Below are 23,263 nucleotides of genomic sequence, written 5' to 3'. Positions count from 1 at the left end.
TGAGCGATCCGGCGTGAAGGCGCTAGGGAAGGATCGGCCACTGACTGTCCACCAGCTCAACGAACTCCTGCTCATCTGCTCGCTCGTTCTGCTCATCGCCGTCGCGGCGGTACGCATCTCGTCCCGCAGTGGGCTCCCCAGCCTGCTGCTGTATCTCGGGATCGGGATCGCGATCGGGCAGGACGGCATCTTCGACGTCAGGTTCGACGACGCCGGACTGACGCAGGTGATCGGCTATGCCGCACTTGTGGTGATCCTGGCCGAGGGCGGCCTGGCCACCAAGTGGAAGGAGATCAAACCCGCGTTGCCCGCGGCGGTCGTGCTGTCGACCGTCGGCGTCGCGGTGAGTGTGGGCATCACGGCGGCCGGAGCGCACTATCTGGTCGGGCTCGAGTGGCGGCAGGCGCTCATCATCGGCGCCGTCGTGTCCTCGACGGACGCCGCGGCGGTCTTCTCCGTACTGCGCAAGGTGCCGCTGCCGTCCCGGGTGACCGGTGTACTGGAGGCCGAGTCGGGCTTCAACGACGCCCCCGTGGTGATCCTGGTGGTGGCCTTCTCGACGCCGGGTCCGGTCGACGACTGGTACGTACTGGTCGGGAAGATCGCGCTGGAGCTGGCGATCGGCGCGAGCATCGGCCTCGCGACGGGCTGGCTGGGCGCGTTCGGGCTGCGGCATGTGGCGCTGCCCGCCTCGGGTCTGTACCCGATCGCGGTAATGGCGATCGCGGTGGTGGCGTACGCGGCCGGCGCCATGGCGCACGGCAGTGGCTTCCTCGCCGTCTATCTCGCCTCGATGGTGCTCGGGAACTCCAAGCTGCCGCACGCGCCGGCGAACCGCGGATTCGCGGAGGGCCTCGGCTGGATCGCGCAGATCGGCATGTTCGTGCTGCTCGGTCTGCTGGTGACGCCGCACGAGCTGCTCGACGACTTCTGGCCCGCGGTCGTGGTGGGTCTGGTGCTGACCATGGTGGCGCGGCCACTGGAGGTCTTCGTCAGCCTGCTCCCCTTCCGTATTCCGTGGCAGGAGCAGGTGCTGTTGTCGTGGGCGGGACTGCGCGGCGCCGTCCCCATCATTCTCGCCACCATCCCGCTGGTCACCTCCATCGAGGGCAGCGACCGGGTCTTCAACATCGTCTTCGTCCTGGTCGTCGTCTACACCCTGGTCCAGGGACCGACGCTGCCCTGGCTGGCGAAGGCACTGCGGCTCGGCGGCACGTCCGACGCCGCCGATCTGGGCATCGAGTCGGCGCCGCTGGAGCGGCTGCGCGGGCATCTGCTGTCCGTGGCGATCCCGAGGGGATCGAGGATGCACGGCGTGGAGGTCGCGGAGCTTCGGCTGCCGGCGGGCGCCGCGGTCACCCTGGTCGTACGCGACGGAAAGAGCTTCGTACCGCTGCCGTCCACCGTGCTGCGGCGGGGTGACGAGCTGCTGGTGGTGGCGACGGATCCGGTGCGGGACGCCGCGGAGCGGCGACTGCGGGCGGTCGGACAGGGCGGAAAGCTGGCCGACTGGCTGGGAACGGGCGGAAACGCCGGAAGAAGATCCACGGGAAGATCCGGCTAATCACAGGCGATCTTGGAATGTGTGAGCTATTTCCCAGGTACGAATCGAAGATTCCCTGTAGCATCAAGGCACACTGATCGACCAACTCTGCCTGACGCAGAGCTGGCGCGACCGTATGGCGGCCGCGGAGCCCTCGCAGTGGGCCCCGGTATCTACCGCAGTTCCGCGCAAGAGGACAGCTCTCGGCGGCTCACGTGCGTCTCGTACCACAAGTACGACGCGTACCCGGGGAGCGCTACCAGGCGGCAGAAAGGCACGGACCGTGGCATCCACGGTCAACCACCGTCCTGGATACGGGCAGCTCCTGCGCACACCCGGCGCCTGGACATTCCTGCTCCCCGGCTTCCTGGCGCGGCAGCCCTTCGCGATGCTGACCATCGGCATCGTCCTGCTGGTGCAGCACACCACCGGTTCGTACGGCAGCGCCGGCGCCGTCGCCGCCTTCACCGGTGTCTCCATGGCGCTCTTCGCGCCGCAGAGCGGCAAGCTCGCGGACCGTTTCGGACAGCGCGCCGTACTGCTGCCCGGCGTGCTGGTGCACGCCGCTTCCGTGTCCGCGCTGACGGCGCTCGCGCTGGCGCACGCGCCCCTGTGGGCGCTGTTCGTCGCGGCCGTGCCCACGGGTGCTTCCGTACCGCAGGTCGGGCCGATGGTGCGAGCCCGCTGGGCGGCCAAGCTGGAGGGTTCGCCGCTGATGTCGACGGCGGCCGCCTTCGAATCCGTGACGGACGAGTTCACCTTCGTCGTCGGACCTGTGCTCGCGACCGCGCTGTGCACCGGAGTGCACCCGGCGGCCGGACTGATCGCCGAGGCGACACTGACGCTCGCCGGCGGTCTGTTCTTCGCCGCCCAGAGCGGCACGCAGCCTGCGGTACGCCCCAAGGCGACGGCCGCCGAACCGCACGCGTCCGCGCTCTCCGCCCCGGGAGTGCGGGTGCTGGCCGTGGCCTTCCTCGGCATCGGTTCGGTCTTCGGTGGAATGCAGGTCTCGCTGACCGCCTTCGCCGAGGAGATCGGCAACCCCGGCGCCAACGGACTGCTGTACGGGATCTTCGCGGCCGGCAACATGCTGGCCGGAATCGCCTGCGGTGCCATCGCCTGGAAGAGCGGGCCGCGGCGGCGGCTGGTGCTCGGCTACGCCGGGCTGACACTGGCGGCCTCCGCACTGTGGGCGGTGCACTCCGTGGCGCTGCTCGCGGGGCTGGGACTGCTGGTCGGCCTCTGCATCGCGCCCGCCCTGATCAGCGGCTACACGCTGGTCGAGTCGCTGGTGCCGGCTTCGGCCCGTACCGAGGCCTTCACCTGGCTGACGGGCGCCGTGGCGCTCGGTCAGGCGGCGGCCGTGACGGTGGCCGGGCGGCTGGCCGACGAGAACGGCGCGAGCGCCGGATTCGTGGTACCGCTGGTGGGCACGGCGCTGGCGCTGGTCACCCTGGTTTCGCTCCGCTCGCGGCTCTCGCCGAAGGTTGCGGGGCGGATCGCGGCGCGTGGGATGAGTCACCGCGTGCCGCTGACGGTGGACTGATCCAGCGGAATACGTCACTATGGACCGTCGTTAGCACTCATTGAGTGAGAGTGCCAGGAGGAAGACAAGTGCCGACCTACCAGTATCAGTGCACCGAATGTGGCGAGGGCCTCGAGGCGGTGCAGAAGTTCACCGATGACGCCCTGACCGTGTGCCCCGGCTGTGATGGACGCCTGAAGAAGGTGTTCTCGGCGGTGGGCATTGTCTTCAAGGGATCCGGCTTCTACCGGAACGACAGCCGTGGTGCGTCCTCGAGCAGCTCGCCCTCGTCGACGTCATCGTCGCCGGCGTCCGCGTCGTCGTCCACGAGCGCGAAGTCGTCGGACTCGAAGCCCGCCGCTTCTTCGTCCTCGACGTCGGCTTCCTCTTCGTCGGGCTCGTCCTCGAGCTCCAGCGGCAGCTCCGCCGCCTGACGCGATTCGGCCCCACCTGACACAGTTCGGCCGCCTGACGCAGTTCGGCCGCCTGACGCAGTTCGGCCGCCTGACGCCTGCTTTTCCGGACCCTGCCGTTGTGTACGGCGGGGTCCTTGGCGTTTTCGCGTACGGATAGTGTGATCGCCATGGCGACGAATGCGACCAACGCGAACGCAGAGATCGGCGTTATCGGCGGCTCGGGCTTCTACTCCTTCCTGGAGGACGTCACCGAGATCCAGGTGGACACCCCGTACGGCAGTCCCAGCGACTCGCTGCTCCTCGGCGAGATCGCCGGGCGACGGGTCGCCTTCCTGCCCAGGCACGGACGCGGCCACCATCTGCCGCCGCACCGCATCAACTACCGCGCCAATCTGTGGGCGCTCCGGTCGGTGGGCGTGGGGCAGGTGCTGGGGCCGTGCGCGGTGGGCGGGCTGCGGCCGGAGTACGGTCCCGGGACGCTGCTCGTGCCCGACCAGTTCGTGGACCGCACGAAGGCGCGTGCGCAGACGTACTACGACGGTCTGCCGTTGCCGGACGGGACCATTCCGAACGTGGTGCATGTGTCGCCCGCCGATCCCTACTGCCCGGATGGGCGCAAGATGGTGCTCGCGGCCGCGCGCGGGCGGGACTGGGAGCCCGTGGACGGCGGGACGCTGGTGGTGGTCGAGGGGCCGCGCTTCTCCACCCGGGCGGAGTCGCAGTGGCATGCGGCGATGGGCTGGTCGGTGGTCGGCATGACCGGGCACCCGGAGGCGGTGCTCGCCCGTGAGCTGGGGCTCTGCTACACGTCGATGACGCTGGTGACGGACCTGGACGCGGGGGCGGAGACAGGTGAGGGCGTCTCGCAGGGAGACGTGATGAAGGTCTTCGCCGCAAGTGTCGACAGGCTGCGCGCGGTGCTCTTCGACGCGGTTGCGGGGCTGCCGGCGGGTGAGACGCGGGACTGTATCTGTTCGCATGCGCTGGACGGCATCGACACGGGGCTTCAGCTGCCGTAGACCTTCGGCCCGATGCGGTGAACCCTCCTGTGGGTGAGGGAGTTGTCCACAACGCTGGGGTCGTCCACAGGCGTCGGCGGGATGCGCGCGGAGAGTGGATCGTGAGGAGTGGTCAGTCCAACTCCACTCCTCACGGCAGGCGGTGTGTGTCATGTCGCTTCCCCCTCCTTCTCTCCCTCCCCTCCCTTCCCCTCTCTCCGCTCTCCCTTCTTCCCTCCCTTCTTCCCTCCCTTCTCCGCTCCCCCCTCTCCCTTCTTCCCCGGCGCCGGAGCTGCTCGGCGTGCCGCCGTTCGCCCCGCTGCGGGTGCGCGGCGGGGCGCACCGCTTGCGGCGGGCGGTGCTCCGGCGGCGACGTGCGATGGCGGCGGGGCTCGCCATGACGGCGGCGGCGCTTGCCGCTTCGGGTGCGCGTGGAGCGGATGGTGGCGGCGCCGAGGCGTTGGCTGCCGCGCCGCAGCGTGAGCGGCGGCCCGCCGCCGCGATGGTGTCCGCTCCGGTGCGTATCGCGGATGCCGCCACGGTCCGGCTGCTGCGTCCGGGAGACCGGGTGGATGTGATCGCTGCGGCCAACTCCCCTGTGGGTGAAGGGACTGCGGCGCGGGTGGTGGCATCGGGCGCCCGAGTGACCGGAGTTCCGGGGTTGCGCGGGGCTTCTCCGGACGGCGGTGCGCTGGTTGTCCTGTCTGTGCCGCGCGCCACCGCCGCGGCACTGGCGGGCGCGGGAGCGACATCGCGACTGGCTGTGACGGTGTGCTGACTCGGACCCGGCGCGTCCGTGGTGCTGACGTACCGTCAGGCGCTCTCTTCGCGTGTGCGGACTGGACAGCGCGGCTACGCGCTGACGTAGGTTTCGGAGCGTTTGGCTCCGTGTCCTGCACATGCGAAGAGAGGCTCAGTGGTGAGCGAGAAGAAGGTCAGCGTCCTGGAGGGTTTCAAGGCCTTCCTGATGCGCGGCAATGTCATCGACCTGGCCGTCGCCGTGGTCATCGGCGCGGCGTTCACCCAGATCGTGAATGCCGTGGTGAAGGGCGTCATCAATCCGCTGGTAGGTGCGTTCGGCACCAAGGATCTCGACTCCTACAGCTCCTGCCTGAAGGGCACCTGCAAGGTGGTGCACGGCGAAGTGGACGGCATCAGGATCATGTGGGGGTCCGTGCTCGGCGCCACGCTCACCTTCCTGATCACCGCGACCGTCGTCTACTTCCTGATGGTGCTGCCCATGTCCAAGTACCTGGCCAGGCGGGCCGCCCGGGATGCCGCCAAGGAAGGCGCGAAGGAAGTGGTCGAGCTGACCGAGCTCGAGGTCCTGAAGGAGATCAGGGACGCGATCGTGGCACAGCGGGAATCGGGCCGCGACCAGTAGCGACGGCTCAGATGTGGTGCGGCGGCTTCTCGTCGAGGAAGCGCGCCAGCTCGGCGACGCTGTCGCCGCTCGCGAGAGGCCGCTCGCCCCACCCGCGGTCCGTATCGTCCGCGGATTGCTGGTCCAGCGGATCGTCGAAGATCAGCTTCGGTTTTGGGGACTGCTGCCGCGGCTGCTCCGCATCACGCGGTCCGGGGGCGGGGGCGGTGCTCATACGTCCAGGGTACGGCGGCGAGTACAGCTGCGGGTACGGCGGCGGGCGACCTGGACGCCGGGGCGGATACGGCGGCGGCAACCTGGACGCCGGGGCGGGCACGGGTGCGGGCACGGCTGCGGGCACGGGTGCGGGCACGGCTGCGGGCACGGCTGCGGGCACGGCTGCGGCGACCTGGACGCCGGGGCGGGCACGGCTGCATGCGACCTGGGCGCCGCGGCGGGTCGGACTCGCGGGTGGCCCGGCCCACGGCTGTGCGCGTCCCGCCCGCCCAGCAGCTCGCCCTCTGCTGTGCTTGCCGCATGACTCATACGCCCGGCGCCGACCGTCCAGTGACCCCGTCGAGCATCCTGCGTCCGCTGGTCGCCCGCCGCCGCGACGAGGAACACCGCGCCGCCACCCCGCTCGAGCTCTTCTTCGACCTCTGCTTCGTGGTGGCGATCGCCCAGGCCGGTGTGCAGCTGGTGCACGCCGTCGCCGAGGGGCACGCTGCGGACGGCATTCTCAGCTATGTGCTGGTCTTCTTCGCCATCTGGTGGGCGTGGATGAACTTCACCTGGTTCGCTTCGGCGTACGACAACGACGACGCCCTGTACCGGGTGGTGACCCTCGTCCAGATCGCGGGAGTGCTGATCCTGGCGGCCGGCGTCTCCCGGGCCTTCCAGGACCACGAATTCCTGGTCGTCTGGCTCGGCTATCTGGTGATGCGTCTCGCGCTGACCACGCAGTGGCTGCGCGCCGCCCGTGCCGCGTCCGGCGCCGAGCGGACCATGGCCCTGCGGTACGCGGGCGGCGTGATCCTCTGCCAGGGCGGATGGACCACCCTGCTGTTCGCGCCCGAGTCGGCCCGCGGCTGGATCTTCCTGGTGATGGCGATCGCCGAGATGTGCGTACCGGTGTACGCCGAGAGGGACTTCCACACCAACTGGCACCCGCGCCACATCGCCGAGCGCTACGGCCTGTTCACCATCATCGTGCTCGGCGAGACGATCGCGGCGGCCACCGGCGCCGTGAAGTCCGGCATCGACGAGAACGACGCGCTGGGTGAGGTGCTGCCGATCGCCGCAGGCGGCCTGCTGATCGTCTTCGCCGCCTGGTGGATCTACTTCGTCGTCCCGGCCCATGACCGACTGGCCTCCAACAAGCAGGGATTCCTCTGGGGTTACGGCCACTACGGGATCTTCGCCTCGGCCGCCGCGATCGGCGCGGGCATCGAGGTCGCGGTCGAGCAAGCCGTGGGCAAGACGCATATCTCCACCACCGCGGCATCGGCCGCGGTCACCATCCCCTCCGCCGTGTTCATACTGCTGGTGTGGGGACTCCACTCGCGCTACTTCAAGGTGGGGATCGCCCAGCAGCTCATCCTTCCCGTCGCCGCGCTGGCGACCCTGCTCTGTACGTTCGCCGGGGAGTGGGCGGTCCTGGCGGCCGGGACCGTGGCGGCGGCGGCGACCGCGGCCGGCGTCACGCTCACCGCCAGGATGGCGGCCGGGTCGTGAGCGACGCCATGGCCGGGACGTAGCCGTGGCCGGGGCGCTGAGCCAAGTCCCGTGGTACGCATGGGCTTCATGGCAACAAATGACGCACCGACGGGCGGGACGACAGACGGGCCGAGGGACAGGCCGGCCGACGGACAGGCCGACGGGCTCACGGACAGGCTCACGGGCGGCCTGACCGATGTGGCCGGCCTCCGGGTCGGCCACGCGCGGGTGCCGGGCGACCGCGCGCTCAGCGGCACCACCGTCGTCCTCGCACCCGAGGGCGGGGCCGTCGCCGCCGTCGACGTACGGGGCGGCGGCCCGGGCACCCGGGAGACCGACGCCCTCGACCCCCGCAACCTGGTCCAGCGCATCGAGGCCGTCGTACTGACCGGCGGCAGCGCGTACGGGCTCGACTCCGCCGCCGGAGTGATGGCCTGGCTGGAGGAGCAGGGCCGCGGTGTACGGGTCGGGCCCGAGCCCCACCATGTCGTGCCGGTCGTGCCCGCGGCCTGCGTCTTCGACCTGGGGCGCGGCGGCGACTGGCAGGCTCGCCCGGACGCCTCGACCGGGCGAGCGGCGGTGGAGGCGGCGGCCTCCACCGAGAGCGGTGCACCGGTCGAGGAAGGCGCTGTGGGCGCCGGTACCGGAGCGGTGGTGGGACGGCTGAAGGGTGGGCTCGGCACGGCCAGTACCGTCCTCGGCTCCGGGGTCACGGTCGCCGCACTGGTGGTCGCGAACGCCGTGGGCTCGGTGATCGACCCCCTGACCGGTGCGCTGTACGGCCAGTACTTCGAAGGCCGCGTCGACTACCCGCCGGCCGAGGTCCACGCGGCGGCGTGGCAGCGGCTGGACGAGACGGGCCGCGCGAGCGGATGGCCTCCGCTGCCGCCACTGAACACCACCCTCGTCGTCGTCGCGACCGACGCCGATCTCAACCGTGCCCAGGCCCAGAAGCTCGCGGGCACGGCGCACGACGGCATCGCACGCGCCGTACGCCCCGTCCATCTCCTCAACGACGGCGACACCGTCTTCACGCTCGCCACCGGCGCCGTCCCGCTCGACGCCACCAACCCCCTCGCCCTCAACGAGGTGCTCGCGGCGGGCGCGGACGTGGTGACCCGGGCGATCGTGCGGGCGGTTCTCGCGGCCCGGAGCGTCAAGGGGCCCGGCGGCACCTTCCCTTCGTACCGGGATCTGTACGACATCGACTGACGTACAGGACAGCCGTGTTGACCGGCAGGACGGGAACTTCCCGCGTACTCCCCTTCGTTTTCCCGAACGCAGGACACGTTGTCAGACCCAGGGGCTACGTTTAGCAATCACCAAGTGACTTGCGGCGACGGCCTGGAGACCCACCTTGAACGATCCGTACGAGACAACCGAGACGCAGCTCGAGCGACTCCTGGGTCGGGCGCTCAACTCCTTCGATCTGCCCGACACGACAGTCGAGCGGCTCGAATCCGCGCTGGCCCATGCCAGTTCGCTGCATTCGTCGCACCACAGTGCGGCCCTGCACCGTGCCACGTACCGGCATGCCTATCTGCTGAGCGACGGCACCTCCCTGGTCCTGTGGGAGCTGGTGCACAACACCGGCCGCGACGGCGCCGAGCAGCACGAGCTCTACACCGAGGAGTCCGAGGTCCGCCTCGCCGCGTCGCGGCTGCCCGCCGGTTTCCCGGGCTTCGCCGGGCCCGCGGACACCGGACGGGACTCCGACGTCGAAGACGACGACCTCGACGCCGATCTGGAACTGCTCACCTCGCTGATGTCCGCGCCCCCTGCCCCGCTCCCCCGGATGTACGTCCCGGACGACTCCGCGGACCACGCGCGCCGCGTGCTGCGCCGCGCGGAGAACGCCGACCGGCCGGGCGAGGAGACCGCGCGCCTGCTGCGGGCCGCTTTCGCCCACCACATCACGCAGGTCTTCGGCCGCCAGTGCCGGGTGGAGGGGAAGGACGCCGGCTTCACACTGTACGAGCACGCGTTCCTGCTGCTCGACGGCACCGAGACAAGCCTGTGGGAGGTGGAGCACACGGCGACGCCCGACGGCCGCCATATGTGCGAGGTGTACGCCGCGGAGCACATAGCGCGCGAGGCGATGGAGCTGCGCGCGAGCGTGCGGTGAACCGGGTGCGGTGAGCGTCCGCCCAACGGCCGGAGGGAACGAGGCCTGTCCCTTGGTCAAACTCTGTCTCTGATCTTGGTCAAGATCACGCCAACCCCGGCCCTCTGCCCACATTCACTCCATAAACTCCGGCCCGTCTTTGCGGCGAACGGCCGCTCGGGGGAATGGAGTTCAACCATGGCTGAATCCGGCAAACGAGGAAACATCCTCCTGACCTGGGGACCTACGATCCTGTTCGGCGTTCTGCTGCCGTGGATCACATACGGAATGCTGATCGACCACGGCATCCACGAGGTCCCCGCCCTGCTGCTCATCTCCTGCTGGCCACTGGTCGAGCTGACGATCTACTTCGCCATGAAGCGGCGCGTGGACGAGTTCAGCATGCTGATCCTGATCACTCTGCTGCTGGGAGCGGTCAGCGCCCTCGCGTACAACAGCGCGAAGCTGCTCTTCCTCAAGGACTCCGCGCTGACCGGGCTGCTCGGGCTTGCCTTCCTCGTCAGCCTCACGCTCAAGCGGCCGCTGATCTTCTACTTCGGCCGCAAGTTCGGCACGGACGGTACGCCTGAGGGCATCGCCGACTGGAATGCGATGTGGGACAAGTACCCGGGCTTCCGTACCGGCCAGCGGCGGTTGACCATCGTCTGGGGCGTGACGTTCCTGGCCGAGGCGGGCGTGAAGGCCGGGCTGGTCTACGTACTGGACACGGAGACGATGGTCGGGGTCTCCAACGTGCTGCCGATCGTCATCCTGGCGGGCCTGATGGTGTACACGATCCGGGCCGGGAAGCAGGGCCGCGCGCGCCGCGAGGCGGCGGAGGCGGCGGAGGCGGCGGAGGCGGCGGAGGCGGCAGCGGCGGCTGAAGCGGAAGCGGCAGGAGCGGCGGCCTCGGCTCGGGCCTGAACCGCCGCTCGTCCGTTGTCAGTTGTCCGCCGGGGCATGCGGCGGACACATTCGGGCCCTGACCCGCGGCCCGGCAGGGCCCGACGACGCAGCGAGGCTCGGCCCGGGACATGTCCCGGGCCGAGCCTCGTCGTACACCTTGGCCGCGTCAGTGCGAGAGCACGGGCTCCAGGTCCACCGGGCCCTCGGTCTCCGTCTCCGCGTCCGCCCCCTCCACATGCTGCTTCGGCCGCGCCGGCAGCGCGAACATCACCAGGAAGATCACGACCAGCACCGCCACCACCCACCACAGCGAGTTCTGGAACGCATCCGCGAAGGCGTTGCCCACCGCGCTCGGCGCGATCCGATCGTCGATCGACCCGAAGAAGACCACCGAGACCAGGCCGAGCCCGAGCGCATTGCCCATCTGCTGCGTCGTGTTGATCAGCCCGGACGCCGAGCCCGAGTGCTCACGCGGCACGTCCGACAGAACCGCGTCCGTCAGCGGTGCCACGATCAGGCCCATCCCGACGCCCATCACCACGAGCGGCAGGCTCATCTGCCAGGAATGGATCGCCGTGCCGTACCGCCCGGCCTCCCAGATGTAGAGCAGCAGCCCTGCGGCCATCGTCACCGCGCCCCCCTGGAGCACCTTCCGGCCGAAGCGCGGCACCAGCTTCTGTACGGATATCCCGGCTGCCGCGGACACGGCGATCGAGAACGGGACACCGGTCAGGCCCGCCCGCAGCGGGCTCCAGCCGAGACCGATCTGCATGTACAGCGTCCAGACCAGGAAGAAGATCCCGCAGGCGATACCGAAGGTGAGCTGCACGGCGATACCGGCGGCGAAGCTCTTCACCCTGAACAGCGAGAGCTCGACCAGCGGGGAGCCGTCCTTGCGGGTCTTCTTCTTCTCGTACGCCACGAAGGCGGCGAAGACGACCAGGCTGCCGGCCATGCACAGATGGCCCCAGAGCGGCCACCCCAGCTCACGCCCGCGGGTCAGCGGATAGATCAGCATCAGCAGTCCGAGCGTGACCAGCGCGACGCCGACCAGGTCGAGCTTGAGCGCCTTCGGGGCGCGGGACTCGGTGATGAACTTCCGGCCCAGGATCAGACCGGCGATGCCCACCGGCAGATTGATCAGGAAGATCGGTCGCCACTCGAGACCGAAGAGGTTCCATTGGGTCAGCAGCGCGCCGAGCAGCGGTCCGGACACCGCGCCGAGGCCGATGGTCGCGCCGAACATGCCGAAGACCTTGCCGCGTTCGTGCGCCGGGAAGGTGACATGGATGATCGCGAGCACCTGCGGCACCATCATCGCGGCCGTCGCGCCCTGCAGCAGACGGGAGGCGACCAGCATCTCCTCGTTCGCCGCGAAACCGCAGAGCGCGGAGGCGAGCGTGAAGCCGGAGATGCCGATCAGGAAGAGGCGCTTACGGCCGTAGATGTCACCGAGCCGGCCACCCGTGATCAGACCGGCGGCGAAGGCGAGCGCGTATCCGGCAGTGATCCACTGGATCGCGCCGAACGAGGCGCCGAGGTCCCGCTGCATGCTCGGGATCGCGATGTTGACGATGGTGACGTCGACCAGGTCCATGAAGGCCGCGGTCATGACGATGGCGAGCGCGATCCAGCGACGACGGTCTGATGCCGTATCCGGTACGGCGGGCTGTGAACTCATAACGGTGAATCTAGAGTGGATATAGGTCAGTCCATGTCCTAGATAGCGGGCATTCTGAAGAACATGACGGACACTCCGGCACGACTCCTGAATCTGCTCTCCCTTCTCCAGACTCCGCGCGAGTGGCCGGGCAGCGAGCTCGCCGAGCGCCTCGAGGTGAGCCCGCGCACGATCCGGCGCGACATCGACCGGCTGCGGGACCTCGGCTATCCGGTCGAGGCGACGAAGGGGGCGGTCGGCGGATACCGCCTGGTCGCGGGCGCGGCGATGCCTCCGCTGCTCCTCGACGACGAGGAGGCGGTGGCGATCGCGGTGGGCCTGCGGGCGGGGGCCGGCCATGCCATCGAGGGCATCGAGGAAGCTTCCGTACGGGCTCTGGCCAAGCTGGAACAGGTGCTTCCGTCGCGGCTGCGGCACCGGGTCACCACGCTCCAGGCGGCGACGATCCCGCTCACCCGGGGCGACGGCGCGACGATCGACCCGCAGACGCTGACCGTCATCGCGGGCACGGCGACCGGGCGCGAGCGCCTCCGCTTCGGCTACCGCGCGGGTGACGGGACCGAGACCAAGCGGCAGGTCGAGCCGTACCGGCTGGTCTCGACGGGCCGTCGCTGGTACCTCGTCGCGTACGACATCGAGCGGGACGACTGGCGTACGTTCCGGGTCGACCGGGTCTCGGAACCCTTTGCCACGGGGGCGCGCTTTGTGCCGCGGGAGCTGCCGACGGGGGATGCGGCGAAGCTGCTCGGGCACTCGATGTCGCGGCAGCCGGAGTACGACATCGACGTGAGCTTCGAGGCGCCGGCGGCGTTTGTGGCGGCGCGGCTCCCGGAACATCTGGGCGCGCCGGTGCCGACGGGCGAGGAGACGTGCAGGCTGCGGGCGCGGTCCGCGGACTCGGTGGAGTGGCTGGCGCTCCGACTGGCCCTGGTGGACTGCGAGTTCACGGTCCATGGCCCGGGGCGGCTCTCGGAGTACGTAACGGACCTGGCCGCACGCCTGAGCCGCGCGGCACGGTGAGCCTCTGCTTGCTGCGGGTGCTTGTTGCCCGGGCCTGGGGTCGTCCGGTCTTGTCCGGTGCGGGCTGCCTCCGGCGGGGTGCGGGGTCCTGTGGCCCGGGCCTGGGGTCGTCCGGCCTTGTCCGGTGCGGGCTGCCTCCGGCGGGGGCGTCCGGTCTTGTCGGGTGCGGGATCCGGTGCCCCTCCGGGCTCGACTCCTCGGGGTCGGCGGCGTACAGGCTCTTGGCGCGTGACCCCGGTTTTGCCGCCAATCCCCTGCGGGGACGACCCTGCACGGCACCTCCCCACCCGGACGAGACGGTGCCGCCCGCTGTGTGCTCTCGGTTCGCCGGTGGAAACCACCCACGAAGAGCAAGCCACCACGCCCCCGGCCCACGCTCACCACATGACCGGGCAACTGGCGGGGGTGACACTGCACGGCACCTCCCCACCCGAACGACACGGGTGCAGCCCGCCGCGGGGGTTCAGCGGTTCGCCGGTGGAAACCACCCACGGAGAGCAACCGACAACGCCCCCGGCCCACGCTCACCACATGACCGGGCGACTGCCGACAACGCCCCCGGCCCACGCTCACCACATGACCGGGCAACTGGCAGTTCCGGGAAAGGCCGGGATAGCGGCCCCCGTCACCGGACAAGGGCCTCCGTCCGGGGTGGCCCGGGCAGGGAAGGACCCCGGCACCGGGGGGGAAGGTACCGGGGTCCGCTTTGGGGGGGCGGTTACGCCGCCGCGTCGAAGCCCGTGTCGCGGGCCATCCGCTTCAGCTCCAGCAGCGCATGCTTCTCGATCTGGCGGATTCGCTCGCGCGTCAGGCCGTGTTCCTTGCCGACCTCCGTCAGCGTGCGCTCCCGCCCGTCCTCGATCCCGTACCGCATCCGGATGATCGACGCCGTACGGTGGTCGAGCCTGCCGATCAGGTCGTCCAGCCCCTCGCTGCGCAGCAGCGTGAGCACCGACTGCTCGGGCGACACCGCCGAGGTGTCCTCCAGCAGGTCACCGAACTGCGTCTCGCCCGCGTCGTCCACCGCCATGTTCAGGCTGACCGGGTCGCGCGCCCAGTCCAGGACGTCCCTGACCCGCTCCGGCGTCGAGCCGAGCTCCTTCGCGACCTCGGCCGGCTCCGGCTCGCGGCCGTTCTCGCGGTTGAACTCGCGCTGGACGCGGCGGATGCGTCCGAGCTCCTCCACCAGGTGGACAGGGAGCCGGATCGTGCGGGACTGGTCGGCTATGGAGCGGGTGATCGCCTGGCGGATCCACCAGGTCGCATACGTCGAGAACTTGAAGCCCTTGGCGTAGTCGAACTTCTCCACCGCGCGGACCAGGCCGGCATTGCCCTCCTGGATCAGGTCGAGCAGCGGCAGACCGCTGCGCGGATAGCGTCGCGCGACGGCCACCACGAGCCGGAGGTTGGAGCGGATGAAAATGTCCTTCGCGCGCTCGCCTTCGGCGACCAGCGCCTCGAGCTCCTCGCGCGTGGCGCCGCCGGCATCGCTCTCCACCTCTTTGTCGAGGATCTGGCGCGCGAACACACCGGCCTCGATGGTCTGGGACAGTTCGACTTCCTTGGCGGCGTCGAGCAGCGGCGTACGCGCGATCTCATCGAGGTACATGCCGACCAGGTCGCGGTCGGCGATCTCCCCGCCCACGGCGCGAACGCTGCTTGCCCGGCCGGTCCCACTGGAGTCGGACTGACGACGGGCGACGGCACGGGTTGCCATGCGAGCTCCCTTGCTGAGTAGGTCGCGACACCCTTCCGGGTGCCCTGCATCCGATGGAAACAACGACTGGAATCGGGACAGAATTCCCACGCGGCCCATCATTTTCGTGATCATGCAGTACCCTGTCCGGTCACCCGGGGAGGACGAATGCCGCAGGAACGTACAGAGGTGCAGGTCAGCGCAGGCACGGAAGCCGATCTCGACGCCCTCACCGAGCTGTACAACCACTACGTACGCGAGACGGCGATCACGTTCGACACAGCCGCCTTCACCCCCGAGCAGCGCCGCCCTTGGCTGCACTCCCACCCTGAAGACGGCCCCCACCGTCTTTTGGTTGCTCGGGATGTCCGTTCTGCCCTCATTCTCGGCTACGCGACGAGCAGCCCTTTCCGCCCCAAGGCCGCGTACTCCACCTCCGTCGAGGTCAGCGTCTACTGCGCCCCCGAGGCGGCGGGCCGCGGCATTGGCACGCTGCTCTACACATCGCTGTTCGAGGCTCTGGACGGCGAAGACCTGCACCGCGCGTACGCCGGGATCGCCCTGCCGAACGAGGCCTCGACCCGCCTGCACACCCGCTTCGGCTTCCGCCACATAGGGACGTACGAGCAGGTGGGCAGGAAGTTCGGGAAGTACTGGGACGTGGCCTGGTACGAGAAGAAGCTGGGCCTGGAGGGGTAGGCCGTCAAACGGCTCGGGCCGAACCGCACTGGGCCGAGCCCGCTGAACCGGGTCGGACTAACCGAACTGGACGGACCGCTTCGCCAGGCCCATCCAGAAGCCCTCGATCACGCTCCGCCCGCTCTCGAGCTCGCCCTGAGACGCTCCCAGCGTGACGAAGAGCGGCGCGAAGTGCTCGGTCCGCGGATGGGCCAGCCGCCCGGCCGGTGCCTTGTTCTCGAAGTCCAGCAGCGCGTCCACATCGGCCGCCGCGAGCGCCCGCTGCCCCCAGTCGTCGAACTCCGCCGACCAGCCGGGAGTCCCCTGATGCCGCAGCGCGGCCAGATTATGCGTGAAGAAGCCGCTGCCGACAATCAGCACGCCCTCGTCGCGCAGCGGCGCGAGCCTGCGCCCGATCTCCAGCAGCTTCTGCGGGTCGAGCGTGGGCATGGAGATCTGAAGTACGGGTATGTCGGCGCCCGGGAACATCTCCACCAGCGGGACGTACGCTCCGTGGTCCAGGCCGCGGTCCGGGATGTCCTGCACGGACGTACCGGCTCCGCGCAGCAATTTCCGTACGGAGTCGGCGAGTTGCGGAGCACCGGGAGCGGCGTACGTCACGCGGTAGTAGTGCTCGGGGAAGCCCCAGAAGTCGTACACCAGCGGCACGGTCTCAGTGGCGCCGAGCGCGAGCGGGGCCTCCTCCCAGTGGGCGGAGACCATCAGGATCGCCTTGGGGCGCGGCAGGCCGGCGGACCAGGCGGCGAGCTCGCCGGGCCAGACGGGGTCGTCGGCGAGCGGCGGGGCACCGTGGGAGAGATAGAGGGCGGGCATGCGCTCCGCGGTGGGGGTGGCACTCATGACAGCTCCCGGTCTACTTGAACTTTCAAGCTACCCCAACTCTAACTCCATATAGTTCAACTTTCAAGAATGGGTCGTAGAGTGGAATCCATGAACACGGCATCCACCGGCGGGGGCGACGCCGAACCGCGCTGGCTCACCGACGACGAGCAGCGCGTCTGGCGCTCATATCTGCACGCCACCACCCTCTTCGAGGACCACCTCGACCGCCAATTGCAGCGCGACGCCGGTATGCCGCACATCTACTACGGCCTGCTCGTCCAGCTCTCCCAGGCCCCGCGCCGCCGCAAGCGAATGACCGAGCTGGCCATCGACGCCAAGATCACCCGCTCCCGGCTCTCGCACGCGATCGCGCGTCTGGAGAAGAACGGCTGGGTACGCCGTGAGGACTGCCCCTCCGACAAGCGCGGGCAGAACGCCGTACTGACGGACGAGGGCTTCCAGGTCCTGCAACGGACCGCACCCGGCCATGTCGAGGCCGTACGCCAGGCGATGTTCGACCGGCTCACGCCCGAACAGGTGGGGCAGCTGGGCGAGATCATGCGGATCATGGCCGAGGGGCTCCAGCCGCAGGACTCGGGCGCGGACCTGCCCTGGCTCCGCTGACGCGGCACGCGAAGGGCCCTTGCCCGGGTTCACCACCCGGGCAGGGCCCTTTCCGCTTGACCTCTCAGCGTCCGCCGAGCTCGCGTCAGTGCGCGACGACGGGAACCTTGATCTCGTCCTCGACACCGTCACCCGAGGCCGCGGTGACCGAACCGGCCCCCGGACGCCCGGTGTTGATCAGCGTGAGGGCGATCGCGGCGGCGGTGGCGAGGATGCCGACCGCCCACCAGATGGCGCTCGAGTAGCCGTGCACCATGGCCTGCGCCTGCAGCAGCTGCTGGTTGGTGGCGCCCGCCGCGTGCGAGGTGATGTACGCGGTCGTGGCCGAGGCGGCGATGGTGTTCAGCAGCGCCGTACCGATGGCACCGCCGACCTGCTGCGAGGTGTTGACCATGGCGGACGCCACACCGGCGTCCTCCGGACGCACCCCGTGCGTGGCCAGCGACATGGCCGGCATGAAGGCCGTACCCATGCCCAGACCCAGCAGCAGTTGCGCGGGCAGGATCAGACCGGCGTAGGAGGAACCGACGTCCAGCTGCGTCAGCATCAGCATGCCGACTCCGGCGACCAGGAAGCCCGGGCCCATCAGCAGCCGCGGCGCGACCCGGGTCATCAGCCGGGCACCGATCTGGGTGGAGCCGGTGATCATGCCCGCGATCATCGGGAGGAAGGCGAAGCCGGTCTTGACCGGCGAGTAGCCCCTGACGATCTGCAGGTAGTAGGTGAGGAAGAGGAACAGCCCGAACATCGCGATGATCGCGAGGCCCAGCGAGAGGTAGACACCGCCGCGGTTGCGCTCGGTCAGGACGCGCAGCGGCAGCAGCGGCGACTTGACCTTCGCCTCGGTGAGGACGAACGCGGCGAGCAGCAGGGCGGAGGCGACGAACAGACCAACGGTGGTGGTGTCGGACCAGCCGTCGGACTCGGCCCGGGTGAAGCCGTACACCAGCGAGACCAGACCCAGGGTGGACAGGACCACGCCGGGAATGTCGAGCGTGGAGCGGTTACGGGCGCCGGCCGGCTCACGGATCACGAAGTACGCGCCGGCGGCGGCGACGATCGCGAACGGGATGTTGACGAAGAACGTCCAGCGCCAGTTGAGGTACTCGGTCAGCACGCCGCCGAGGATCAGACCCACGGCGCCACCGCCACCGGCGATCGCACCGTAGATACCGAAGGCCTTGGCGCGCTCCTTTGCGTCAGTGAACATCACCGCGAGCAGCGAGAGCGCGGCGGGCGCGAGCAGCGCGCCGAACGCACCCTGCAGTGCGCGGGAGCCGAGCAGCATCGCCTCGCCGGTCGCCGCGCCGCCGAGCGCGGAGGCGCCGGCGAAGCCCAGCAGACCGACGACGAAGGCGCGCTTACGGCCCCACAGGTCGGCGATCCGGCCGCCGAAGAGCAGCAGTCCGCCGAAGGCCAGCGCATAGGCGGTGATGACCCACTGCTTGTTGGCCTCCGAAATTCCCAGATCGTGCTGGGCGTGCGGGAGCGCGATGTTCACGATCGTCGCGTCGAGCACCACCATCAGCTGGGCCAGGGCTATGAAGACCAGGGCTTTCCAGCGACTCGGGTCCGGAAGTGAGATGTCGGCTGTTTTTGGCATGCGAGAAGCCACCTAAGGATGCGAAGAGGTCATAACGGGACGTGGTCAAGAAGTCGTAGGGGGGACTGGCGGAGCCGCCCGAAGTAATCGGAAGTGACGGATCTACTGCTTCACGGGGTGCTCCGCAGGTCCTCCAAAGTCGCGGCCGTGCCCGGCAGTTCGGAGCGTGCGGGCGCTTCCAGACCGTCCAGGAACAGCTGCAGATGACGGTGTACGAACCGGTCCATGTTCGGGCACACGGTGCCCGGCAGCGGCCGGGTGAGCTGGGAGAGCGCGACGAGCAGATCTCCGACGGCGATGTCGGTACGCAGACGGCCCGCCTTGTGCGCGCGTTCGAAGAGGCCGTCGACTGCCTCTTCCAGGCGTTCCTGCTCATGGGTCAGGTCGGGAAAGTGCCGTTCGAAGGTGCCGGTCAGCAGCGGGCACAGGGCCCCGATCCGTTCGTCCGCGGCCGCGTGGGCGAAGCGGCGAAGCGCCGCGAAGGTGTCCGCTTCCTCGGCGGCCGCCTCCTGCGCCCGTTCCGTGGTGCGAGCGAGAACGAAGAGGACGACCTCATGGATGAGGGCGTCGCGGTCGGCGAAGTGCCGGTAGAGCGTGGCGTTTCCGACGCCGGCCCGGCGGGCGATCTCGTCGAGCGGGACCTCGGGTCCGAACTCGACGAACATCTCGCGGGCGGCCGTCACGATCCGCTCCCGGTTCCGCAGGGCGTCTGCCCGCGGCCGTGGGGAGCGGCGCGCTTCGGTGTCGGCGGCGGGGCTCACGGCTCCACTTCCTCTCTGTCCGGCTCTCTCATCCGGTCTGTCTCCCGGCCCGGCCTGTCCGGCCTGGCCGGCCTGTCCGGCTCGTATCGCTCCCGAATCGCTCTCGTATCGCTACGCAAGCGGGGACCGCTTCCCCGTTTCGCGGGGGACACGAGTTCAAACGGGGAAACCCTCCCCGGTTATTTCCCGCATTGAATGTGACCTGCATCACACATTGGCCGCGGGAAATACCCACGATCGGCTCACCCCGCGCGCGGCCGGCCACCACCCGTCACAGGCTGATCGCACAGCGCAGCGAGGGCCGGCCTGCTGCCGCGGACCCCGAGGCGATTGCATGGAGCAGACGCGCCACCGGATACGCGGAGCCGGCAGGCACCGGCGCCTCAGCGCGCTCGCCCTCCTCGCCTCACTCGCGCTCGCCGCCCTCACCACGGCGAGCGCCACGCTCCCCGCCCCCACGCGGGCATCGGCGGGACCCGTGGCCGCCCAGGAGCGGGGGCTCGGCCCGTGCCGGATCGCGTCCACCATCGGCGTGCAGATGTCGGAGGGAATGCCCACCCCGCCCGGATATTCGCGCTCCACCGGCGAGGTCCGCGCCCTCAACCTGATGATCGACTTCCCGGACGCACCGGGCCCGGGGCCGGCGCTCGACCGGCTCGCGGAGTTCTTCCCGCAGACTTCGGAGTGGTTCAAGACCAGTTCGTACGGACGGCTCAGCTACCGCCCGGACGCGCCGGTCACCGACTGGCTGCGGATGCCGATGCCGTTCGCGGCGTACGGGATAGAGCGCGGCTCACCCTACGAGCCCGGCTACCGCAAGCTCGTCCAGGACATCGTGGCCGCCGCCGACCCGAAGGTGGACTTCAGCACATACGACCTGGTCAACATCCTGGTCACACCCACTGCCGGCCCCTCGGCGCTGGACACCGTGCTCTCCGTGACCTTCTCGGGCAACGACGAGGCCCCGCTCGCGGACGGCGTGCCGCTGGCCAACACGTCCTTCGTCTACAGCCGCCAGGACGACGGCTCGGGGTCGTACGACGAGACGGGCTTTCGCGTACTGCCCCATGAGAACGGCCATGTCTTCGGCCTGCCCGACCTCTACACCACCGAGGGCGGCGGCGCGGTCGGCCACTGGGACATCATGTCCGAGGACTGGGGCGCCAACAACGACCTGCTGGGCTGGCACAAGTGGAAGCTCGGCTGGCTGGACGCCGACCAGATCAGCTGCGCGTCCGCGCCCGGCACCACCGAGTACTCGCTGACCCCGCTGGCCACCTCGGGCGGCGCCAAGATGGCGATCGTCCCGGTGACCGAGGACTCCGGGTACGCGGTGGAAGTACGCACCAGGGCGGGCAACGACGAGGCCGTGTGCGAGCCGGGCGTACTGATCTACCACGTGCAGTCCGACGTGGACACCGGACAGGGACCGGTGTCGGTCTCCGACAGCAAACGCAACAGCGGCGGCTGCACCCGGCGGCCCAATGTGCACGCGGAGCTCTCCGACGCGGCGTACGGGCCCGGCCAGACCTTCACCGACGCCCGGAACAGGATCCGTATATCGGTGATCCGCGAGGACCCGGGCGGCAGCTACCGGGTGCGCGTGACGCGTTCTTGACCGACCGGTCGTGCGACCTGCTCCTGGACCGGCCCGCGGAGCTCCCGCTTGAGGATCTTCCCTGTGGGATTACGGGGTATCGGCTCGTCCCGCAGCAGGACATGCGCCGGCACCTTGAAGGCCGCGAGGGACCTGCCGACATGTGCCCGCAGCTCGTCCACGGCGACGGTGGCCCCGGCGCGCAACTGCACCACGGCCGCGACCTCCTCCCCCAGCACCGGGTGCGGTACGCCCAACACAGCGGCGTCGGCCACCTCCGGGTGATCGTGCAGGACCGCCTCGACCTCGACGCAGTACACGTTCTCTCCGCCGCGGATGACCATGTCCTTGAGCCGGTCGACGACGCTGACCCGTCCCTCCCGCACGGTCGCGAGATCGCCGGTCCTGAACCAGCCGTCGTGGAACGCGGCGGCGGTGGCGGCCGGATCGTTCCAGTAACCGCGCACGAGGGACTGCCCGCGCAGCCACAGCTCACCGACCTCGCCCTCGGGCAGCGGCTCGCCGGTGGGCCCGGCGATCCGCACCTCGGTCGCGGACGACGGCCGCCCCACACTGCCCGGGTTCTCCCGGTAGCCGGCGCCGTAGTTGGCGAGCACGCCACCGCTGGTCTCGGTCAGCCCGTAGCCGTTGCGCGGCTCGATCCGCTGTCCGTACCGGGCCGTCAGCCGCGCCACGAGATCGGGCGGCGCGGCGGCCCCGCCGGTGCTGAGGTGCGAGAGCGTCGCCAGCTCCGACCCGGCCCGCTCGGCTGCGTCGAGCAACTGCAGCGCGGTGGTCGGCACGCCCGCGTAGTACGTGATGCGGTGCCGCTCGATGAGCTCGAGGGCCTGCTCGGCGTCCCACTTCCGCATCAGTACGAGCGTTCCGCCGGCCGCCATCGTCGAGTACAGCGTGGTGAACGCGGCCACATGGAAGAACGGGAACGTCAGCAGGACGACGGGCGCGGGCCCCTGCCCCGGCATCACTCCGCGCGCGAGCGCGGAAGCGGCCGCGTGGAACCGCGGATTGAGTGCCGCCCCGGCCTGCGCGAGCTGTGTGGCGACGGCGCCCTTGGGCCGCCCGGTGGTCCCTGAGGTGTAGATGATGGTGGCGTCGTCCTCGGCCCGGACCTCGACGGCGGGCGGCGCGGCGAGCGGATCCGGGCGCTCGAAGTCCTCGTACCGCTCGACCCCTTCGGTCTGCTCGACTCCTTCGGTCGGCTTGCCCCCTTCCGTCGGCTCGACCTCGTGGTGGAAGACGACGGCCCGGACGCCGGCCCGCTTGCGCCAGGCCTCGACCCGCGGCAGCCGCTCCCCGTCGACGAGGAGCACGCGCGGCGAGCAGTGGTCGAGGGCGTACGTGAACTCGTCCTCGGTCCACCAGGCGTTGAGCGGCACGGCGACCAGCCCGGTCAGCTGTGCGGCCCAGAAGGCGATCTGCCACTCGGGGTGATTGCGCATCGCGATGACCGCCCGGTCGCCGGGCCGCAGCCCGTACTCCTCGACGAACCGCCGCGCGAGCGCGGAGGCGGCGGCGAAGAACTCCCGGTAGGTGTACGTCCCGGTGGCGGCAATGAGGAACGGCCGGTCGCCGAACGCCCAGGTGGCCTCGACGAACTCCCGCAGGGTGCGCGGCCCGTCCGCGTACAGCAGTCCACCGTCCTCGCCGCGGACGACGGCGAAGGGGGCCCCGGGGGCAACGAGCGCTTCGGGAGCATGCGCCGGGGCGGGCGCGGGGGCGGACGGATCGGGGTGCGGGTGGGGGTGCGGCACGGACGACCCTCTCTAAGCGCTTGCTCAGTACGCTGGCGTACGCTATGCCCGCACCCGGGCACCGTCAAGGTGGGTGTACCGCCCACCGAGGCCTGATCACCGCTGTGTGCCGACCGCCTGCCACAGAGCCTGGCGGCAGGCCCGGACGGCGGGATGCCTGCTGCGGTCACCCGCTACACTGTCGGCGGTGGCGCAGCCCTCACCGGCCGCACCACCACAACACTGTCGGGACCCCAACTGGCTGGATCCGTCCACCTTCGGGCGAATTCCGGACGCGTTTCCGACAGATCCCGGCCTCCGTAGCTCAGGGGATAGAGCACCGCTCTCCTAAAGCGGGTGTCGCAGGTTCGAATCCTGCCGGGGGCACCAGCGAAAAGACCCCCAGCCGATCATGGCTGGGGGTCTTTGACATCCACG

The 23,263-nt window shown here is 69.9% G+C and carries 21 protein-coding genes and 1 tRNA gene; 15 read left to right on the top strand and 7 right to left on the bottom strand.

Annotated elements, in window-relative coordinates; genetic code table 11:
* The first annotated feature begins 13 nt into the window (after window positions 1–13).
* From ACFWDI_RS01420 to mscL, 6 genes are all read left to right on the top strand, one after another.
* A complete protein-coding gene (locus ACFWDI_RS01420) occupies window positions 14–1,564 on the top strand; it encodes a potassium/proton antiporter (RefSeq protein ID WP_385300638.1) in 1,551 nt (516 codons plus the stop codon).
* 262 nt (window positions 1,565–1,826) lie between these two features.
* Window positions 1,827–3,089, top strand: coding sequence for an MFS transporter (locus ACFWDI_RS01415; RefSeq protein ID WP_385300637.1), 1,263 nt, complete (start codon window positions 1,827–1,829; stop codon window positions 3,087–3,089).
* Between the two features lie 68 nt (window positions 3,090–3,157).
* Entirely contained in the window at window positions 3,158–3,502 is a 345-nt protein-coding gene (locus tag ACFWDI_RS01410) for an FmdB family zinc ribbon protein (RefSeq protein ID WP_385300636.1), read from the top strand.
* A 149-nt stretch (window positions 3,503–3,651) separates the two neighbouring features.
* The gene (locus tag ACFWDI_RS01405; protein ID WP_385300635.1) at window positions 3,652–4,503 is read left to right on the top strand and encodes an S-methyl-5'-thioadenosine phosphorylase; all 852 of its coding nucleotides are present in this window, start codon (window positions 3,652–3,654) and stop codon (window positions 4,501–4,503) included.
* Window positions 4,504–4,654: 151 nt separating this feature from the next.
* Window positions 4,655–5,260 carry a hypothetical protein gene (locus ACFWDI_RS01400; RefSeq protein ID WP_385300634.1) on the top strand — a complete coding sequence of 202 codons (606 nt, stop codon included), beginning with the start codon at window positions 4,655–4,657 and terminating at the stop codon, window positions 5,258–5,260.
* Window positions 5,261–5,401: 141 nt separating this feature from the next.
* Window positions 5,402–5,866 carry a large conductance mechanosensitive channel protein MscL gene (mscL, locus tag ACFWDI_RS01395; protein ID WP_385300633.1) on the top strand — a complete coding sequence of 155 codons (465 nt, stop codon included), beginning with the start codon at window positions 5,402–5,404 and terminating at the stop codon, window positions 5,864–5,866.
* A 7-nt stretch (window positions 5,867–5,873) separates the two neighbouring features.
* Here the strand turns inward: mscL and ACFWDI_RS01390 are convergent, their stop codons facing one another.
* Window positions 5,874–6,080, bottom strand: a complete 207-nt coding sequence (locus tag ACFWDI_RS01390) for a hypothetical protein (RefSeq protein WP_327324204.1) — start codon at window positions 6,078–6,080, stop codon at window positions 5,874–5,876.
* Between the two features lie 302 nt (window positions 6,081–6,382).
* Between ACFWDI_RS01390 and ACFWDI_RS01385 the strand changes: the two genes are divergently transcribed.
* From ACFWDI_RS01385 to ACFWDI_RS01370, 4 genes are all read left to right on the top strand, one after another.
* Entirely contained in the window at window positions 6,383–7,579 is a 1,197-nt protein-coding gene (locus tag ACFWDI_RS01385; RefSeq protein WP_385300632.1) for a low temperature requirement protein A, read from the top strand.
* Between the two features lie 69 nt (window positions 7,580–7,648).
* The gene (locus tag ACFWDI_RS01380; RefSeq protein WP_385300630.1) at window positions 7,649–8,773 is read left to right on the top strand and encodes a P1 family peptidase; all 1,125 of its coding nucleotides are present in this window, start codon (window positions 7,649–7,651) and stop codon (window positions 8,771–8,773) included.
* Window positions 8,774–8,918: 145 nt separating this feature from the next.
* Entirely contained in the window at window positions 8,919–9,686 is a 768-nt protein-coding gene (locus ACFWDI_RS01375) for a DUF6227 family protein (RefSeq protein ID WP_385300629.1), read from the top strand.
* A 177-nt stretch (window positions 9,687–9,863) separates the two neighbouring features.
* On the top strand, window positions 9,864–10,589 hold the full coding sequence (locus tag ACFWDI_RS01370) for a VC0807 family protein (RefSeq protein WP_385300628.1): 726 nt from the start codon (window positions 9,864–9,866) through the stop codon (window positions 10,587–10,589).
* 148 nt (window positions 10,590–10,737) lie between these two features.
* On the opposite strand, the gene ACFWDI_RS01365 is transcribed toward ACFWDI_RS01370, so the two are convergent.
* On the bottom strand, window positions 10,738–12,252 hold the full coding sequence (locus ACFWDI_RS01365; RefSeq protein WP_385300627.1) for an MFS transporter: 1,515 nt from the start codon (window positions 12,250–12,252) through the stop codon (window positions 10,738–10,740).
* Between the two features lie 63 nt (window positions 12,253–12,315).
* On the opposite strand from ACFWDI_RS01365, the gene ACFWDI_RS01360 reads away from it, so the two are divergent.
* Window positions 12,316–13,272 carry a transcriptional regulator gene (locus ACFWDI_RS01360; protein ID WP_327324210.1) on the top strand — a complete coding sequence of 319 codons (957 nt, stop codon included), beginning with the start codon at window positions 12,316–12,318 and terminating at the stop codon, window positions 13,270–13,272.
* A gap of 718 nt (window positions 13,273–13,990) precedes the next feature.
* On the opposite strand, the gene ACFWDI_RS01355 is transcribed toward ACFWDI_RS01360, so the two are convergent.
* Window positions 13,991–14,989, bottom strand: coding sequence for an RNA polymerase sigma factor RpoD/SigA (locus tag ACFWDI_RS01355; RefSeq protein WP_385300626.1), 999 nt, complete (start codon window positions 14,987–14,989; stop codon window positions 13,991–13,993).
* Between the two features lie 147 nt (window positions 14,990–15,136).
* On the opposite strand from ACFWDI_RS01355, the gene ACFWDI_RS01350 reads away from it, so the two are divergent.
* On the top strand, window positions 15,137–15,667 hold the full coding sequence (locus ACFWDI_RS01350) for a GNAT family N-acetyltransferase (RefSeq protein WP_385300625.1): 531 nt from the start codon (window positions 15,137–15,139) through the stop codon (window positions 15,665–15,667).
* 57 nt (window positions 15,668–15,724) lie between these two features.
* Here the strand turns inward: ACFWDI_RS01350 and ACFWDI_RS01345 are convergent, their stop codons facing one another.
* Window positions 15,725–16,507 carry a dioxygenase gene (locus tag ACFWDI_RS01345; RefSeq protein ID WP_385300623.1) on the bottom strand — a complete coding sequence of 261 codons (783 nt, stop codon included), beginning with the start codon at window positions 16,505–16,507 and terminating at the stop codon, window positions 15,725–15,727.
* 81 nt (window positions 16,508–16,588) lie between these two features.
* Here ACFWDI_RS01345 and ACFWDI_RS01340 point away from each other — a divergent pair, with 81 nt between their 5' ends.
* A complete protein-coding gene (locus ACFWDI_RS01340) occupies window positions 16,589–17,113 on the top strand; it encodes a MarR family winged helix-turn-helix transcriptional regulator (RefSeq protein WP_385300621.1) in 525 nt (174 codons plus the stop codon).
* Window positions 17,114–17,198: 85 nt separating this feature from the next.
* On the opposite strand, the gene ACFWDI_RS01335 is transcribed toward ACFWDI_RS01340, so the two are convergent.
* The gene (locus ACFWDI_RS01335; protein ID WP_385300620.1) at window positions 17,199–18,716 is read right to left on the bottom strand and encodes an MFS transporter; all 1,518 of its coding nucleotides are present in this window, start codon (window positions 18,714–18,716) and stop codon (window positions 17,199–17,201) included.
* Window positions 18,717–18,826: 110 nt separating this feature from the next.
* Window positions 18,827–19,477, bottom strand: coding sequence for a TetR/AcrR family transcriptional regulator (locus ACFWDI_RS01330; protein ID WP_385300619.1), 651 nt, complete (start codon window positions 19,475–19,477; stop codon window positions 18,827–18,829).
* 334 nt (window positions 19,478–19,811) lie between these two features.
* Here ACFWDI_RS01330 and ACFWDI_RS01325 point away from each other — a divergent pair, with 334 nt between their 5' ends.
* Window positions 19,812–21,095: a M6 family metalloprotease domain-containing protein gene (locus ACFWDI_RS01325; RefSeq protein ID WP_385300618.1), complete on the top strand. Its 1,284-nt coding sequence runs from the start codon at window positions 19,812–19,814 to the stop codon at window positions 21,093–21,095.
* Here the strand turns inward: ACFWDI_RS01325 and ACFWDI_RS01320 are convergent.
* Window positions 21,068–22,846 carry a class I adenylate-forming enzyme family protein gene (locus ACFWDI_RS01320; RefSeq protein WP_385300617.1) on the bottom strand — a complete coding sequence of 593 codons (1,779 nt, stop codon included), beginning with the start codon at window positions 22,844–22,846 and terminating at the stop codon, window positions 21,068–21,070. The genes ACFWDI_RS01325 and ACFWDI_RS01320 overlap by 28 nt on opposite strands.
* 293 nt (window positions 22,847–23,139) lie before the next feature.
* Between ACFWDI_RS01320 and ACFWDI_RS01315 the strand changes: the two genes are divergently transcribed.
* Window positions 23,140–23,215 (top strand) — tRNA-Arg (locus ACFWDI_RS01315).
* The last annotated feature ends 48 nt before the right edge of the window (window positions 23,216–23,263 follow it).

This window comes from Streptomyces sp. NPDC060064 (assembly GCF_042736455.1).
Lineage (GTDB): Bacteria > Actinomycetota > Actinomycetes > Streptomycetales > Streptomycetaceae > Streptomyces.
Note: the sequence above shows the minus strand (reverse complement) of the source record. Positions and strands in the feature narration are given on the sequence as shown.